The sequence below is a fragment of the Paenibacillus sp. MY03 genome (genome assembly GCF_002165585.1).
Taxonomy (GTDB): domain Bacteria; phylum Bacillota; class Bacilli; order Paenibacillales; family Paenibacillaceae; genus Pristimantibacillus; species Pristimantibacillus agaridevorans.
In genome coordinates, this window is record NZ_MXQD01000068.1 from 31,247 (window position 1) to 47,552 (window position 16,306).

The following is a 16,306-nucleotide window of genomic DNA, read 5'->3' on the forward strand; positions in this document are numbered from 1 at the left end:
CCTATGAGGTGTTTGCATCTTTGTAAAACGTATATGCCTCCCTAGGTGAAGCAGGTTTGCTGACGGAGCGTAGGGAGAAAGGTTCTTCAGGAAGTCCCTCTGAAGGTGAACGATCTGCGAAGGATATACTCAGACGTGCGGCAATGCGTATTAGGCTACTTTAGGCCAATTACGAACTTCTAAAAAAGCAAGAAGCGCTTGAAAGATACAACAATAGGTTTCACTTTCAGCTTAATAAACAATGTTTGGGAATTATGGATAAACGGATAAAATCCATGTCTGGCTACTTTATTGGAGTCATTAATGTATTTCTAAACGCGGCTTAAAGACACTATTGAATTAAAATGAAAATAATTACATATATTACCATTACTGAGATTACATTATTATAGACTCTAGAATTTACCTCCTATAAAAGCGTAATACCTATCAGTATGAGGGGGAACACCCCTTAATTGACAGGTATAACTCAACTTGTATTCATTCTGTTATAAGTGCATCATGAATCCAACTACCCAATAATCACCCTAACACGAATGCAATTTCACACCTCTAAGTCTCTCTCCTCAAAAGGTATCAAGAGCGAATATTTGCCCTCAATCACATCATGCATGATAATGTCAATTTCCCCAACCAAGGACACGTATTCTACCAACTTATTAATTAAGTGAAGTAAACTGATAATGTCATCGCGTGAAAAAGCACAGTGAGTATAATCGTAGGAATTAAATTTCATCCAGACATTCTTAATGATGTCATAACCTGCAATATTGATGCGTTGAACTTCAAGTGGGCATGGAATCTCTATTTTTATAGTTCCGTCAGAAATAATAACTGTTTCATTCTCTTCATCAAAAATCTGATCAGTAAGTTTCAATTTAAAATTTTCTGGTATCTCTGCTTGGATAGCTTCAACATCAAACCTCATTCGGTTTTCTGGGATGTAATCTCGCTTCTCGAGTTCTGCCACTCTGCGTCCAAGCGCACTTAGTTGACCAAATACTTCAGCATTATTTACAATTGGAATTCGTGGCCGTAAATCAGCGCGGTTTACCGTAAACAATGCTCCTTCGAATTCATCTAAGTATACTTGAGAACAAAGAATAGCAAATGTATAGAACACTACCTCAGTTGCCACAACATTAGTTGTGACTCCTAATAGTTTTGATAAGCTAGCACACAGTTCAGCATGAATATTGTTGCCAATAACAGTATTCCTAGTACCGTTTACAGGATACTGATTAAGGTATATGTAAGAATTCCCTCTTCGGCATAAATCATTATCAGGATAATACCAACAAAATGAGGCAAATTGCTTTAACATATCTTTTTGGTCTTTAGGAGAATGAGAAAGTGCAAAACCGATAGTTCCCTTAGTATTAAACGCCGCGCTGATTTCGGGCCGTCTTCGTGTTCCACCGCCTCCAATTCGACTAAATCGATGTAATAGGTCCTGCCAAAGGAAAGCTTTCGTAGGTAAAAATGGCCTAAAAGCATAATCGACAATGTTCGCATCAAGCAACGCATCGACGGCTCTCGTGTTTCCATATTCATTCAATTGATCAGCAAAGTAGGTTGTCTCCACGGCTTTTGGTGGCTTGTCTTGATCTGCCATCCATTCTTCCGCAGCTGTAACCCCACGTTGCATAATTTCTTTGCTCCGCCGTTTAAGCATAGGTGCTTTCAAGTGCGTGAAGATACTCGTTGGAGCCAATTTTATACCGGAACAATGTTGCTGAAAAATCGCAATTTCATCTGCCTCGGCGCTTACCGGCCAATATGATGAATAAAGTTCTTCATTAAATGGTATCGATGGACTAAGACCATAATTAGCCTCGTCGATGGCATGTTCAGTAAACATCTCAATTACATCTTCTGCACTCTGCTCAAGCAATTCTGTTTTTTCTTTTTTTGCAAAGCGCGACAGATCAAAATACATGTATTTCGTCATTCCAACGGCTTCTCCGTAACGCCGTGTTGCAAAAAGTATCGCTCGTCCTTGTTGGGTATTAAACAAGCTGTCGGATCGAATACCGGCCCGTGCGTCGGCATCTACTGATACTACCCACACACTGGAAAAATGCTCGATAATGAACTTTCTTGCAAATTTATACGAATCGACTTCTAGAAAACTAGATGGCACGATTAATGCCAAAACTGAATGATTTTGAGACGAATCTAATTTCTCACACGCCCAACGTAAAAACTGTAAATAAGGGTTGTTAATTTGTTTTTGTGTATTCTGGCGACTACGCCGGTTCTGTACTGGTGGTCTAAAATCGTCCATGAGATTCAAGATTACTGAAAAATCATTACCTGCGTTGATCTTCGATGAATCAGAGGACGGTGGATTTCCAATAATAAGTGTTATCGGTCTTGAAGCAATTTCATATGCTCTATTTAGCTCATACCCTTCAACAGTTTCGGTATTTACAGGAATACCAAAAAGAGAGTTGCTTAAGGTGTTGGCAAGTAATAACTCATTTTGGATACTCGCTTTATTATTTTCTATGTTGAGCGTCGCCATTCTATAATTTGCAAGCATATATGGCGCTGGTAATATTTCAATACCGCACAACAAGTACGCTCCTTTTTGATTATCGTTCCTTCTTATACTCTCGAGAAAAGATCCTGTTCCACAACACGGGTCAATAATTATGTTCCCGTCTGAAAAGATACTATGTCCATCAAAAGTACGTCTTACAATCATATCTGTTAACCTGACTATAAAGTCAGATAGTTCAATAGGAGTATAGAAAGCACCATAATCAAAACGAGAACGCGCATCGAATTTAGATAGAAAGAGTTCAAACAGTTTATGGTAATCAGGACGCTGACGTTGTTGTTCAGTCATGTGAACGAACGATAAGAACCTTATACACTCATCAGTCCATGTTAGGATAAAACTACTATCGTTTCCAGAATCATTTATATAGTGAATAATAGTAAGAAACGGGCGAAGTGCCTGCCCTTCAACGATTTCTCGTGATAGGTACTCTCTAATTTTCCTTTCCTTTTCTACAGCCGAATCAGCATCAGTACATTCAACTCGATGTGCAAATAAAATCGTGAACATAATAACTTGCGCAGCAAAATCCGCAAATATACCATCGTCACGCATATTCTGATCGTTATGGTTATAAACCAGTTGCTTCAATCCATCCAATAAAATGATTGAGTTTCTTTCTTCATCATCCATTGCCTCGTCTAACTGAATTCCCGAAAATCGAAGTATTTCATCAGACAAATTACGTGTTCTAAGCGCTACTTGCTCAACTAATGTTCCTTCGTCATAATATTGAGGCGATGGTTCTGAAAAAAACGAACGCATCATGTGCTCAAACTGTGGATTTGGATTAAGTCGAGACCAATCGGGACGATCCATAGCTTCCTTACTAATTATTGAAACAACTTGTGGCCTCATACCATCAGTAAATGAGTAAAAAAAATCAATACCATCGGTAATTATTAACTTATGGCCTAATGAGAGATAACGATTGAATTGTTCTTCGTACGGAGTAATATCAAAAGCATTCTGGCTCAAGCCTTTTGCTTCAATATATCCGTATACGCCCAACGTATTCCTGTCATGCATACGCCAATCAGGTCTACCCATACGAGCCTGATTCTTAGGTTCGAGTACAACTACGATATTCGGATTCCCGTTAAGCTCTGCAGCCAATTCTCTAAACATAGAATCCAAAGGAGGTCTGAATGAAAGCTCCGCAGTGTGTTGGTTTCCTGTAATAGCGTCTCGATAATCCTGTTGAAGGCTTGTCAAATATCTTTTAATGATGGCTTGATACGACAAAGTCTCTCACTTCTTTTCTATGGTAATATTCGATTATGCTTTTACCAATAATTTTTGCCAACTTAGGAGGAACTGCATTCCCTATCTGACGGGCAATCTCGACTTTGGAACCGGAAAAGATAAAATCGACTGGAAAAGTTTGTAACAAAGCTCCTTCGCAAAGCGATATGCTCCTTAATTGTTCTGGATGTCCGAACATTCCACGCGTAAAACTATCAAAACGTGCTGTAATTGTAGGAGCCACGTCATCCCACAACATTCTACCATAAACATTTCGATGACCAATAATTGAGCTGTCTATCCGATGACAATCAGCTAGTAACTCGTCCGGAAGATGATCGCGCCCCTGACCTTGTTTGAGCACCATGAGGCGTTTAATATTTTTATCGGATAGTCGATCTCTCCTGTGCAGAGGATACTCTGAATGAGGAGTTCCATCCTGGGGAGGCTCAGGAAGGAACTCTATTGTCTCTCGTACTGTATGCCGTTCGCCTGTTGGTTTTGGAAAAGTATATTCCGTTCCAATATCTTTTCTTTCTCCGACCAATATAATGCGCTTCCTACGCTGCGGAATGCCATAGTCTTCTGCATTTATGAGTTGCTTGTGCACAATATATCCGATATTTTCCATATCACTTATCAATTTTGATAGGATTGTATTACCGCGTTTACCTTGTATGCCTGATACATTCTCCATTACAAAAAACATTGGTCTAACCTCGTCAATAAGACTTCCGTATTCAAGAACGAGATCATTCCTATTGTCATTATCTTCACCGATACGCTGTACTGAAAACCCTTGACATGGTGGCCCACCAGCAAGTAAGAATAGTTCTCCTTGCTTTAAGCCTATATCATTTAGTAAGCGTCCTCCAAGCATATTTCTTATGTCTTCACACATAGCTGGGTGGGAAAAGTACTTTTTATTTTTATCGATTGTCTCAATACATTTCGGTTCAATGTCAAAACTAAGAAGCACTTCTAAACCAGCCTCTTGAAGACCTAATGACAAGCCCCCCGCACCTGAAAAGCTGTCAACACAAGTTAACCGCATTTTTTAGCCTCCTTGTGCTTTTTATACCTGCAATAACACTCGAGTACGAATTACTTACGGGCAAATCTACAGTTTGGATACCCGCGCTTAATTGAGCTTCCGTTGGTTCGCAAGAAAGAAGTTCGATCAATATGCTTGACGCAATACCACAAGAAAGCAAAGGTGGTACTGCTTCTCCAATTTGACGGTAAATGTCATCGAATTTTCCTTCAAATAAAAAACCGTCCGGGAAGCTTTGTAATCTAGCTGCCTCTCTTGCAGTTAGTCCTCTATCTTGTACAGGATGCGTAAATCGCCCACTCGCTGGATTTCGAGCATAATGAGTTATTGTAATTGAAGGTTTGTCCCACCTAAGTCTTCCGTAAACATCCGAAAATCCTTTCACACGTGTTAAGCACTCAGGGCCAATTCCTTCAGGTAATTTCCCACCGTCATGAGGGACTTGCCTAATTACTTCGAGAGTACTGGCCTTGTGAGCCACTGCCTTATGCATCCAATCTTCTGCTGAGGCTTTACCCGCTTCCACCGGACTTAAGGATGCTATAGCATCTCGCACGGTTCTATATGAGTCCGGTGCATAGATGCCCGCAGGCAATAGGAATTCCTTTTTCATACCAATAATAATCGAACGAAAGCGTTCCTGTGGAACTCCGAATTCTGCCGCATTGTAAATATGTTGCTTTACAGTATAGCCTGCGTCAAAAAAAGCTGCTCTTGCCTTGCTAAAGTATTTCCAGTACTTGTTAGACAAAAATTCAGGAACGTTCTCCATGATAAATACATCGGGATTCACTTCTGAAACAATACGAGAAAATGCAATAACTAGGTTGTTCCTATTATCATCTTCTTCATCCCATCGTGTTTTCCTATGAGAAGAAAAGCCTTGGCATGGGGCACACCCAATCAATATCGTTGGGAGTTTAGGGTCAAAATTTATACTCTCTAGAAAGCTTTGAATGCTTTCACTACTACGAGATATCTTTAAAATATCTTTATTAATTAATGGAGTACCATAATTTTTACTGTAAGAAGCTGCTGATATAGAATTAATGTCGCATCCTCCCAGGAAGCGAAAAACTGGAGAAATGCGATTTATTGCCGCAAAGCCGAGTGAAGTCCCCCCAGCACCACTAAAAAAGTCGAGCACTTGAATAGGGTTTGATTTCGATGCTCCCATCTTTATAGGTTCAAACGAACTCAGAGCTTCTTCGCTCGCAGCGAATAGTGCGGACCTATAGTTTCTATAATCATTTGAACCAAAGTCCATTGAAGTAACGGATCTCAGAAAGTCCTGTAAACGTTTCATACCAACACCTCCAAAAACTCATTTCTAATTATACTATAACTAAGATAAACAATGCAGCGTTGATCTCATACAGCTTGCAGTTTATATATACAAATAGCTAGTTTTACTCGTAATTATAACACAAAATTCAGTATAAGAACAAATGTTCCTATTTCCCAGTTAGTTAAGTCACATCTACTTTTTCAGAACGTCTAATTCAGAAAACGAGTTGTCATCGTAAAAATCCCCATTTGATATTTATTGTTATCTTCACTTGTAGACGTGTTGTCTACAAATGAAATAAAAATTAGAAATCAGAAATGCTGATGTCTACAAACCGTCTACAATTTCTGCTCACAGAAAAACCCAGCCCTCATGCGGACTGGGTTTTCATGGTGGAGGCGAGGGGATTTGAACCCCTGTCCGAAGATCACGCCACACGGCTTTCTACGGGTGTAGTCACGAATTTGATGTCACCTGAGCAGACGCTTCGTAACCAGCTTCCGTTCAGGTCAGCCTGATTGTCTTCTTCAGCACACCCCAGGCGGAGATGTGACAGCGTATCCCACTAAAGTTGGGCCCTCATCCCGGTACATGGGCGATACAGAGCGAGAGCACGTGTGCAGGTTATTAAGCTGCTACAGCGTAGTTTGTTTGTTGTTTGCCGTTTAATAGGCTTTAGCGTTGATGAAGCAGACGACTCCCTGCTACCCGCTGGCTCGCGCTCGTCCAATCCCCGTCGAATCCATAAACGCCCCCGATGCGGCATAAACGTCACCCTGCCAGCCACTTCGCATCAAGCGAATAACTAGACAGCCAACGATTAGCACAGATCACTGGGACTCCAGGATTAACGATGAGGCGACTACTACGAGTCGTTCATCCAGAACTTCATGTCTTGCGACTTGCCAGTCTTGCTCGTTGCTACAAACTTAGTATACCACGCATCCATACAGAATGCTCGGAATTGTTGCTGGCAACGCTGGTCTTAACAACCATGTAAAGCTGTTCCTCGGCTTAACGAGCCACCTTCTGCTTCTCCCTAAGCGCACGCTGAATGTCGCGCTGCGCATCGCGTTTGGCTGCGGTGTCGCGTTTGTCGAACTGCTTCTTGCCTTTGCCCAAGCCGATTAGCAGTTTGGCATAACCGTTCCGAACATAGATCTTGAGCGGCACGATCGCGTAACCGTCGCGTTTGACCAAACCCAGCAGCTTATGAATCTGCTCCTTGTGCAGCAGCAGCTTGCGAGCCCGAGTAGGATCAGTCGGATTATGCATATTGCCTTGCTCGAACGGACTGATATGCATATTGTGGATGAACATCTCGCCGTCGCGGATCGTCGCGAATGCATCTCCGATATTCGCCCTGCCGTTCCGGAGCGACTTGATCTCCGTGCCCATCAGCACCATGCCCGCTTCGAAAGTCTCCTCGATGAAGTAGTCATGGGATGCCTTCTTGTTCTGGGCAAGCACCTTGCCGTCGTTTTTCTTAGCGCCCATGCCATTCACCTCGTTTTCGGTCAGCATCTCCAGCCATAGGCTTGCTGGTGTTTTTCATTGTAACAACTTTGTATAGGGAAATCAAGGATACTGCGTAGTACCATTCAGCTTAAAAGATCTTCTACCGATGACGCCCTGCATAAGTCCCATAAAAACCAACCAAAAACGAGAAAGACCGTCCTCAACCGGATGGTCAAGGACGGTCTCATCGGAATTAAGCTATTACAGCTTAACTACGTTTTCAGCTTGAGGACCGCGGTTGCCTTCAACTACGTTGAACTCAACGCGTTGGCCTTCTTCAAGAGTTTTGAAGCCTTCGCCAACGATTGCGGAGAAGTGTACGAAAACGTCGTTTCCGCCTTCAACTTCGATGAAGCCGAAACCTTTCTCAGCGTTGAACCATTTAACTGTACCTTGTTGCATGTGGAATTACCTCCAAAAAGTGTATTAATATGCGCCTGTTTCGTTATTAAACAAAAAATTCACACATTGGAAAGGGTTTCATGACTCTAATGACACCCTTTTCAATATGTGAATTCAGGTTCATATCATCGATTCGATTGCCTTTAGTTTATAATACCCGCCGCCAAAAAGCAAGCGACAAGTCTAAATATATTTTCCCAGTTCATCCAGCCGACAGCGCGCTCCGGCATCACGGGCACTACGCCCCTCCAACACCGCGTAATTGCCCGTAATACTGAGCATTACCGTCTTATTATATCCTCTGCTTCCTTATCTTATACTGGACTATTTGCGATTTTTGCGAACGAATGCAGCTGTCGCGTTGCCGCCGCTTTTCTTCTTCCGCTTGCTCTTTACCGGACTGCCTGCGCTCGGGGCAGCCTCGCCGCCATTCCCGCCAGCCTTCCCGGCGTTGAAAACGCCGCTCGTCGACGTATTCTTGCGACGACCGCCGCCTCCGCCGCTCGGACCGCGGCCGTTGCCTGCTCTGCCCTTGCCGCCTCCCGGCTTGCCACGACCACCGCCGCCGCCTCGTTGGCGGCTGTTGCTATAAAAGAAGCCGTCGTCGTCGCCACCATGCCCGCCGTCGCCTCCGTCATCCCGGCCGCTGCGACGCTCAGGCAGTTCGCCCGACGGAATCGGCATTCCCCACATGTCCTTGCGGTTCTTGCCGCCAGCTGACAAGTTGATGCCGCCGCCTTCGGCGCCCTGCTCTCTCGAGGCTCTCGAGCCGCGTCCTTCGCGAGCTCCCTCCCGCGCATCGGAAGCGCCGCCCGCACCCTCGCGGGTGCCCGCTCCGTCCTCGCCTTCGCGGTATTCCATCCAACGGTTCTCCGCGTCGAATGCTCCGCCGCCGTTCACCCAAGGATTGGCTCCGCCCGATCCGCCTTGATCCGAACTGAAACCGGAACCGCCACGCCCGCGTTTGCCGCGCGCTTCTTGCCCCGCTCCGGCACCGTTCGCAGCGCCGCCACCGCGTCCTCTGCCTTGTGCGTTCTGCCATGTCCCCGAGCCAGCACCTACATCACGGCCTCTGCCGCCCTGCGTCGCTCCTCCCGGACCACGTCCGCCTGCTCCATTGCCACCGCGGCCTCGACCGCCTACAGCACCGGCGCGTTCGCCATTCCCGGCTCCTCGGCCAGCGCCTCCGCGCCCGCTATCGCCGCGGCCGCCGCCGGCACCGCGTCCGCCACCGCGCCCATCATCGCTTCGCTTGCCGAAGCCGCCGCGTTTACCCCCACGTCCGCCTCCTGCGCCGAAGCCAGCGTCGGCTACGCCCTTGTAGCTGCCCCGGGGTTTCATGTCGACGAGCTCGAAGTCGATGTTGTACTCATCCATATCCACGCGAGACACGCGGATCTTCACTTCATCTCCGATTCGGTATACTCGGGAGGTGCGTTCGCCGATCAGTACCATATGAAGCTCGTGGAAGTGGTAGTAGTCGTCAGACATATCGCTCAGCCTGATCAGACCCTCTACCGTGTTCTCCAGCTCGATGAACATGCCGAAGCTTGTCACGCTGCTGATAATTCCGTCGAACTCCTCGCCGACCTTATCCAGCATGTACTCGCACTTTTTCAGCCGGTCCGTGTCCCTCTCCGCATCTACGGCGAGACGTTCCCGCTCCGAGGAATGCTGCGCGATGTCCGGCATACGCGCCGTCAGCGCCTCATGCCGCGCCTCCGTCAGCGCCCCGCCGCCTTCGAGCACCTCGCGAATGATGCGATGGATGACCAGATCGGGATAACGTCTGATCGGCGACGTAAAGTGCGAATAAAACTCCGCGGCCAGACCGAAGTGGCCCAGACTCTCCGGATCGTATTTCGCCTGCTTCATGGAGCGCAGCATCATCGTCGAGATAACCGTCGCTTCCTTCGTCCCCTGAATCTCCTCAAGCAGCGTCTGCAAGGCGCGAGGATGAACGGAGTTGCCCTTGCCGCCCTTGACGACGTAACCGAAGTTCGCCGCGAACTGCATGAACGTCATCAGCTTATCCTGGTCGGGATCCTCGTGGATCCGGTACAGGAACGGCACGCGCAGCCAGTGGAAATGCTCCGACACCGTCTCGTTCGCGACGAGCATGAACTCCTCGATGATTTGCTCCGCAACGGAGCGTTCGCGCTTGACGATGTCGATTGCCTTGCCGTTCTCGTCCACGAGAACCTTCGACTCCACGAAGTCGAAATCGATCGCGCCGCGCTTCATGCGCTTGGACCGCAGCCGCATCGCGAGCTGTTCCATCAGAGCGAACATGTCGAGCAATCCGGCATAACGCTCCTTCAGCTCTGTCTCCGGCTCTTCTTCGCTAGCCGTCAGCAACCTTCGCACATTGGAATACGTCATCCGCTCCGTCGTCCGAATGACGCTCGTAAACACATCGTGACTCACGCGCTTCAACGTCTTTGCGTCAAATTCCATATGGCAAGACAACGTCAGCCGGTCTACCTGCGGGTTCAACGAGCAGATGCCATTGGACAGCCTGTGCGGCAGCATCGGAATCACGCGGTCCACGAGGTACACGCTGGTGCCTCTGCGGAACGCTTCCTGATCCAGCGCAGACTTCTCCCGCACATAGTAACCGACATCGGCAATATGGACGCCCAGCAGGTAGTTGCCATTCTCAAGCACCTTTACATGTACGGCGTCGTCAAGATCCTTGGCATCTTCGCCGTCGATCGTGACGATGACTTCGTCGCGCAGGTCCCTGCGCCCCTGATCGCGAATCTCTTCCTCTGTAATCTTATCCGGAGCCGCTTCGGCCTCCGCCATTACATCATCCGGAAAACCTTCCGGCAGCTGGTGCTTGCGAATGATCGACAAGATGTCGACGCCGGGATCGTTTTTGTGTCCCAAAATTTCGACGATCTCGCCCTCAGCCGCCGAGCGCCCTTCCGGATACGAGATGATGCGTACGACGACCTTCTGTCCCGTGACCGCGCCCTTGAATTCACCCTTCGCGATAAAAATATCCCGGTTAATCCGTTTGTCGTCCGGGATAACGAAGGCATATACCTCGTGGTTCTCGAACGTGCCCACAACCTGCGTGACAGCACGCTGCACGATGCGAGCAACCTCGCCTTCCATGCGGCCGCCGCCCTCGCTTTTTGCCGTAATGCGGACGAGGACGATGTCTCCGTTCATGGCGCTTTTCAGATCATTGGCGTGAATGTATACGTCGGGATGATCCTTCTCGTCCGCGATCAGGAAAGCAAAGCCCTTGGCATGAGCCTGAATCTTGCCTCGAAGCAGGTTCATCCGCTCCGGCACCCCGTAACGCTCGGTACGCGTCCGGAGCACCTTGCCCTCTTCCTCCAATTTATTGAGCAGCTTCAGGAATTCCTTGAATTCCGCCGCTCCCTCTATGCCGAAGTGCGCCTCCAGCTCTTGGTACGTCATCGGCTTGTAAGCCGTCTCTCTCATAAAATCAAGCAGTTCCTGCTCGCGTTCCACCATGGATGGCCTTCCCCTCGTGAACCGCCGCTTCTCGCCAGACTAGCAGGTCGCTAACTGCGCATACGGCCGGTTGATAGATAAGTCATATACCATGTAGTATACACGAAATAGGAGCCAATCAATCTTTCATGCAGAATATTTTGCCAAGCGGCGCCTTTGTCATGTCAGTTGCGACCTATTGCAGTTGCGCTAGCAGCCTGCCCCGGATATCGCCAAGCGTATGCTCCCGCACCAGCTCCCCGTCCACGAATACATCCTCCAGCAGATCGACCTCCGGGAACGCCTCGTATTGCTCTCTGCTGAGGTTATCCACATAGGTTATGACGCCTTCTTTTTCAACGACGCGTACAAGCCCCGTTTGCGACTTTTTCATCTTGTTGCTGTCCGTTTTTGGATCTTTGAAAATAAGTCTCTCCTCGCCGTTTACCACCGTAAACGTCGACTTCAGCGCGAAGCCGAACGTATCCCGCGTATTATACTGGTACGTGAACGAGCCGATGCCGTAGACCATGTTGGTCGACGCGAACCCTTTGGCCGCCAGCTTCTCGCAGATCTCCCTGCAACGGTCGATGGTGATGGCGTCGCCGTAGATGGCGCCGATGTGGCTGTCGAGCTGCTTGTAGCCCTTCTCCGTAACCGTGCCTCCGAAAATTTCCCACAGCAGCTCGATTACGCCCTTACGCTCGAACTCGTCTTCGCCATCCGGGTCGCCGCAAAGGATAAGCACGGGATCGCCGCTGTCCGGACGAATGACGACTTTGCCGTCGCGGCTAAGAATATCTTCTTTTAGCCCCCGAATGACGACGTCGATGACGCTCCACAGATCCCATGTGTCCGATACGATCGACACGAAGCCATTCGGGTACACTTCCTTGATCAGATAGCGGTACGATGCCATCTCGTCGCGGCCGTGCGCGCACATGACGCTGTGCTCCGTTGCCGGAATCGATGTGCCGACCAGCTCCGCCTCGATATTCGCGCCGTAATAATTTTCCAGGTAAAGAATCGCGGGGATGGTGTCCGTTCCCGTGAACGACAGCAGGTGGCCCGCCCCGCTGCCCATCGCCGCCTCAAGCGAGCCCATGCCTCGCATCGAGAAGTCATGCCCCTGGAAAGGGACGAACGACGTATCGCCATTCGTGCGGAGCGCGTATTCCTCCAGGATTTGACGATATTCGAACGCAAGCGTCGCGCTGTTGGCAGGCATCCACAGCTGGCACGACATCAGCGTCTCCAGGTAGTTCGTCAGCCAGAAGAACTCCGGCTTCGTATTCTCGATCGTCAGCATCGGCACCTTGATCGGCACCGGCGTGCCTTCCTTCACCGTTTTGATCCGGATCGGCAGGTATCCCAGATCGTGAAGCTCCGCGATGTGGCTGGCATCCGGATCCGCGATACCCAGCGCGTGGCGGATCACCCGGGCGTACTCCTCGACAACCGCCGTTTTGGGCCGCCCGAAGAAATGTTCGTCGAAGTAAGCGATCAGATATTCCTTAATAAAAGCTTGGAAACCGAACGCGATTACATGCTCCACGTCCGCGAGGCGGCTCGTTCTCGCCGTCCAGGTCGAGTAGACGAGCTCCGTTCCCTTCGGATATTGGTTTTTGTGGCTTACCTTATAGAAGTCGCACAACAGCGTTGCCGGGTATACGAATTTGTCAGTCATGATAAAATCCCTCCGATTTCAGTTATACGAATACGTTCCGTTCCTTGCGCCGCGTCCAGAATCGTGTCGGTCGTGAACACCTTGTCGACGAGCCCGCTCCCCAGCATATCCCCTTTGAAAACAGCATCTTCGCAATGGCCGACCAGCAAGTAAACTTCCGAGGCCCCGGCCTCTCTTAACCGCTCCGCGCTCCGGAGGAACGTGCCCCCGTAGGAGCACAGATCGTCGACGATAATGGCTTTAAACTCCGTTGTGTCGATGTCTCCCACAAGCTCCAGACTGCGAATTTCGCCGGTGTCGAAGTCCCGCGACTTAAAGCCCACCAATTGCTTGAAGCCCTTCACCTTGCCGTAACGTTTCTGCGCCCCCGCATCGGGGAAAAACAAGAAGTCTCGCGAAGCGTCGAAGCCCGTCTCTTCCATCACCCGTGCCAGCAGCAAGGACGTCGGATATTCTGCCTTGCTCCGGTCTAGCAGCGCGGTCGTTACGTCGGAATGCGGCTCCACCACCGTAATCTCCTCAAAGCCGAGTCCGTTCAGGAAGGACGACGTATGCTTCAGCGTGAAGACGGAGTCTCCTTCCGTCCGATCCATTCTGCTGTAAGGCATATATCGAATGAGCAAGGATACCTTACTCCGCATCTCGTCCAGGTGTTTCTTAACGAACATCAGCTTGATGAGGTCGCCATCGTTCCCGTATTTAAAGTCGAGCAGATTGTTCTCTCTAGCCAATCCTTTGATCTCTCCGCCGTCCACCAGCGTCTCCCCGTTCGGGAACGTCCTGAACGTCAGCTGCACTCCGTTTAACGCGATCATGTAGGTACACCCTCCAACAACTTCTATTTGATATTATCATATTGACTATATCAATAATTGTCAACCATCTCCCTGCAAAATAGGCTAATCGCCTTATCCAAGGTAGTCCGTTTGGGCTAAAGTACAATAAAAACGGCTAGCCGCCTCTTCCTTCCGAGCAGAAAAAAGCACCCTGACGGGCGCTTCTATCGCTCAGATGTGCAAGGCTGTCCTTCTGACGGGCAATGACCATCTAAGCAACTTTTTTCTATATTTCGGCCCTATAACGGCACGGCACCTACAACATTACCTTCTGCCCGAGCTTGGCGCTTCGAACAGCACCGAACACCATGTTCACGCTTTTAATATTGTCCAGGCTATCCGTTTCTGCCGGACGTCCTTCCTCAAGAGCGGCGAACATTTCGTCCAGGCAACCTGGATGACCTTCCGCACCGTGCCACGTATTTTCGCTTTCGATACGAAACTGCTCCCTAATGAAACCGTCGGGCTTGTCCGGGTTTGCCCTTTCGCCGTACGGCATGGATTGGCCGTCCCAGCGCACGCTTCCTTCGCTGCCCGTAATCCGCCAGTCCGCTTCCCAAGATGTGTTCAGGCCCTCCGCGCACCACGACCCCCGATAAGTATACACCGACCCGTCGCTCATCTCGAAGATGCAGACGGCGGATGCGTTGCCTTTGTACCATGAACCCGGAGGGTTGTATTCATGACAGTAGACGGATACGGGATCCGCTCCGCTGATGAACCGGGCTTGGTCGAACGTATGGATGGCCATATCGACGATGAGCGGACTTTCCATGGCATCCCGGAAACCGCCAAAGTGAGCGCCGATAAAGAAGTCCGCATGAAGCGAGCCTACCTGTCCGATGCTGCCCGATCGCAGCACCTCCCGCAACGCCCGAATTTGCTTTAGATAACGGCGATTCTGCATAATGGCGTACCGCTTGCCGGTCGCCTGGCTAAGCTCCACGATCTCCAGCGCGTCTTCGTAAGACTCCGCCATAGGCTTCTCGCCGAACACATCACAGCCAGCGCGCAACGCTGTCGTCACGATCTCCTTATGGCTAGCCGGGATCGTCACGTCGAATACAAGATTCGCCTCCGTCACCGCCAACGCTTCGCCAAGACTCGTAAAGACAGGCACATCCAGCCCCCGCTTCGCCGCCATCGCCTTGGCCGCCTCCTCATAGATATCGACAAAGCCAACAATTTCGGCATTCTCCCGCTGAGCCGCGTAATCCAGCCCCGTACGACGGATTGTAACTCGCTGCTAACCGAGCGTCGTTGCACAGTCGTGGCCAGGCCATTGGAGTCGTTACGAGTGGTATCGTAAGGGCTATTTACCATAGGGGGCGTTATGTTGGATTTCGCAGTGCAGGCGGTTCACGTCATTGAGGTAATGCGTAGTAGTAATAACAACTCAAATATTTGGTTTCAACCTTTGTTTTCCCTCTTTTCTTGAATTCCGGAAGACTCTCGTGCTTTGGATTCTTCGAGAATTCCGAAAAATATTCCTGGGTATAATCTAACTTTACGGTACACGGTCTAGCAAAATGTATAGCGTCATTCATTCTGCAGCGAAGCATTGCAATTCTTGCTCCTCCGTTTGGAAGTTCATCTTTACGTATGATCGCGGCATAGTGGTCAGATTGTAATTTAGGGAAGCCCCAAGAGTATCCATATAAATCCTCTATCCCCAAGTATTCCATAAACGGTTTTGAATCGCCCTGCAAATAAAATTCCATGTTGGCTTCACATAAAATTTCGCCTTGATTGCAATTAGGATGATCACCTTCGATTTGAAACCAATGCGCAATAATCGCACCTGGACGATCGACCGCACAGACCTCTAGCGTTTCATTAGGAATCGTCAAATGACCTCGTCTATAATCGACATATAAGTAACCGGTATTTTCAGGGATTGGACTTAGCTGTTGTTCCCATTGAATATCCGTATATCCAATTAAATCTGTGTTCGTAGGGTTCTCCAGTTCAATTCTAATCGACTTTTTAAACGGCATAGGAATTCTAAAATTATGCGAGTACATGATCTTCGAAAAATATACCGTATCGTAATATTCCGCACTAAATTCAATATCACATAAAAAATCAACAAAAGGGATTTGAATCGATGGCCGTTCTTCATTGTCATACCATACTCTAAAGATGATGTCTTTCATTGCTTTTTCATCTCTTGGCAATACATTGTTTATATCCGTTAACACCCTGCGATCCACTAGCGTTGCATCAAAGCTTACACTTC

10 protein-coding genes and 1 other RNA gene are annotated in these 16,306 nt (G+C 48.6%); all 11 read right to left on the minus strand.

The genetic code is table 11. The features are described from left to right. Nucleotides 1-544 precede the first annotated feature (544 nt). Entirely contained in the window at nucleotides 545-3,811 is a 3,267-nt protein-coding gene (locus B1748_RS33210; RefSeq protein WP_087572265.1) for a type ISP restriction/modification enzyme, read from the minus strand. After that, nucleotides 3,789-4,865 (minus strand): DNA cytosine methyltransferase, encoded by a 1,077-nt coding sequence (locus B1748_RS33215; RefSeq protein WP_087572266.1) that lies wholly within the window; start codon nucleotides 4,863-4,865, stop codon nucleotides 3,789-3,791. The genes B1748_RS33210 and B1748_RS33215 overlap by 23 nt, the downstream gene beginning before the upstream one ends. After that, a complete protein-coding gene (locus B1748_RS33220; RefSeq protein WP_087572267.1) occupies nucleotides 4,846-6,171 on the minus strand; it encodes a DNA cytosine methyltransferase in 1,326 nt (441 codons plus the stop codon). Before B1748_RS33220 ends, B1748_RS33215 begins: the two co-directional genes overlap by 20 nt. Before the next feature lie 372 nt (nucleotides 6,172-6,543). Then, nucleotides 6,544-6,909: a transfer-messenger RNA gene (gene ssrA / locus B1748_RS33225) on the minus strand. 258 nt (nucleotides 6,910-7,167) lie between these two features. Continuing rightward, nucleotides 7,168-7,650, minus strand: a complete 483-nt coding sequence (gene smpB, locus B1748_RS33230) for an SsrA-binding protein SmpB (RefSeq protein WP_087572268.1) — start codon at nucleotides 7,648-7,650, stop codon at nucleotides 7,168-7,170. 222 nt (nucleotides 7,651-7,872) lie between these two features. Next, on the minus strand, nucleotides 7,873-8,073 hold the full coding sequence (locus tag B1748_RS33235) for a cold-shock protein (RefSeq protein ID WP_068678946.1): 201 nt from the start codon (nucleotides 8,071-8,073) through the stop codon (nucleotides 7,873-7,875). Nucleotides 8,074-8,397: 324 nt separating this feature from the next. Then, nucleotides 8,398-11,565 (minus strand): ribonuclease R, encoded by a 3,168-nt coding sequence (gene rnr / locus B1748_RS33240; protein ID WP_179215956.1) that lies wholly within the window; start codon nucleotides 11,563-11,565, stop codon nucleotides 8,398-8,400. A 175-nt stretch (nucleotides 11,566-11,740) separates the two neighbouring features. After that, on the minus strand, nucleotides 11,741-13,231 hold the full coding sequence (locus B1748_RS33245; RefSeq protein ID WP_087572269.1) for a nicotinate phosphoribosyltransferase: 1,491 nt from the start codon (nucleotides 13,229-13,231) through the stop codon (nucleotides 11,741-11,743). Further along, nucleotides 13,228-14,046, minus strand: a complete 819-nt coding sequence (locus tag B1748_RS33250) for a ribose-phosphate diphosphokinase (protein WP_087572270.1) — start codon at nucleotides 14,044-14,046, stop codon at nucleotides 13,228-13,230. Before B1748_RS33250 ends, B1748_RS33245 begins: the two co-directional genes overlap by 4 nt. A 277-nt stretch (nucleotides 14,047-14,323) precedes the next feature. Beyond that, a complete protein-coding gene (locus B1748_RS33255) occupies nucleotides 14,324-15,301 on the minus strand; it encodes a Gfo/Idh/MocA family protein (RefSeq protein WP_256976100.1) in 978 nt (325 codons plus the stop codon). A 130-nt stretch (nucleotides 15,302-15,431) separates the two neighbouring features. After that, nucleotides 15,432-16,306 (minus strand): DUF2961 domain-containing protein (locus tag B1748_RS33260; RefSeq protein ID WP_143810441.1); only part of this gene is annotated, 875 nt, incomplete at its 5' end.

Excerpts from the sequence above, each read along its gene's own strand:
- B1748_RS33220 (WP_087572267.1), bottom strand. The coding sequence starts at position 6,171 with ATGAAACGTTTACAGGACTTTCTGAGATCCGTTACTTCAATGGACTTT.
- rnr (WP_179215956.1), bottom strand. The coding sequence starts at position 11,565 with ATGGTGGAACGCGAGCAGGAACTGCTTGATTTTATGAGAGAGACGGCT.
- B1748_RS33245 (WP_087572269.1), bottom strand. The coding sequence starts at position 13,231 with ATGACTGACAAATTCGTATACCCGGCAACGCTGTTGTGCGACTTCTAT.
- smpB (WP_087572268.1), bottom strand. The coding sequence starts at position 7,650 with ATGGGCGCTAAGAAAAACGACGGCAAGGTGCTTGCCCAGAACAAGAAG.
- B1748_RS33235 (WP_068678946.1), bottom strand. The coding sequence starts at position 8,073 with ATGCAACAAGGTACAGTTAAATGGTTCAACGCTGAGAAAGGTTTCGGC.
- B1748_RS33250 (WP_087572270.1), bottom strand. The coding sequence starts at position 14,046 with ATGATCGCGTTAAACGGAGTGCAGCTGACGTTCAGGACGTTCCCGAAC.
- B1748_RS33215 (WP_087572266.1), bottom strand. The coding sequence starts at position 4,865 with ATGCGGTTAACTTGTGTTGACAGCTTTTCAGGTGCGGGGGGCTTGTCA.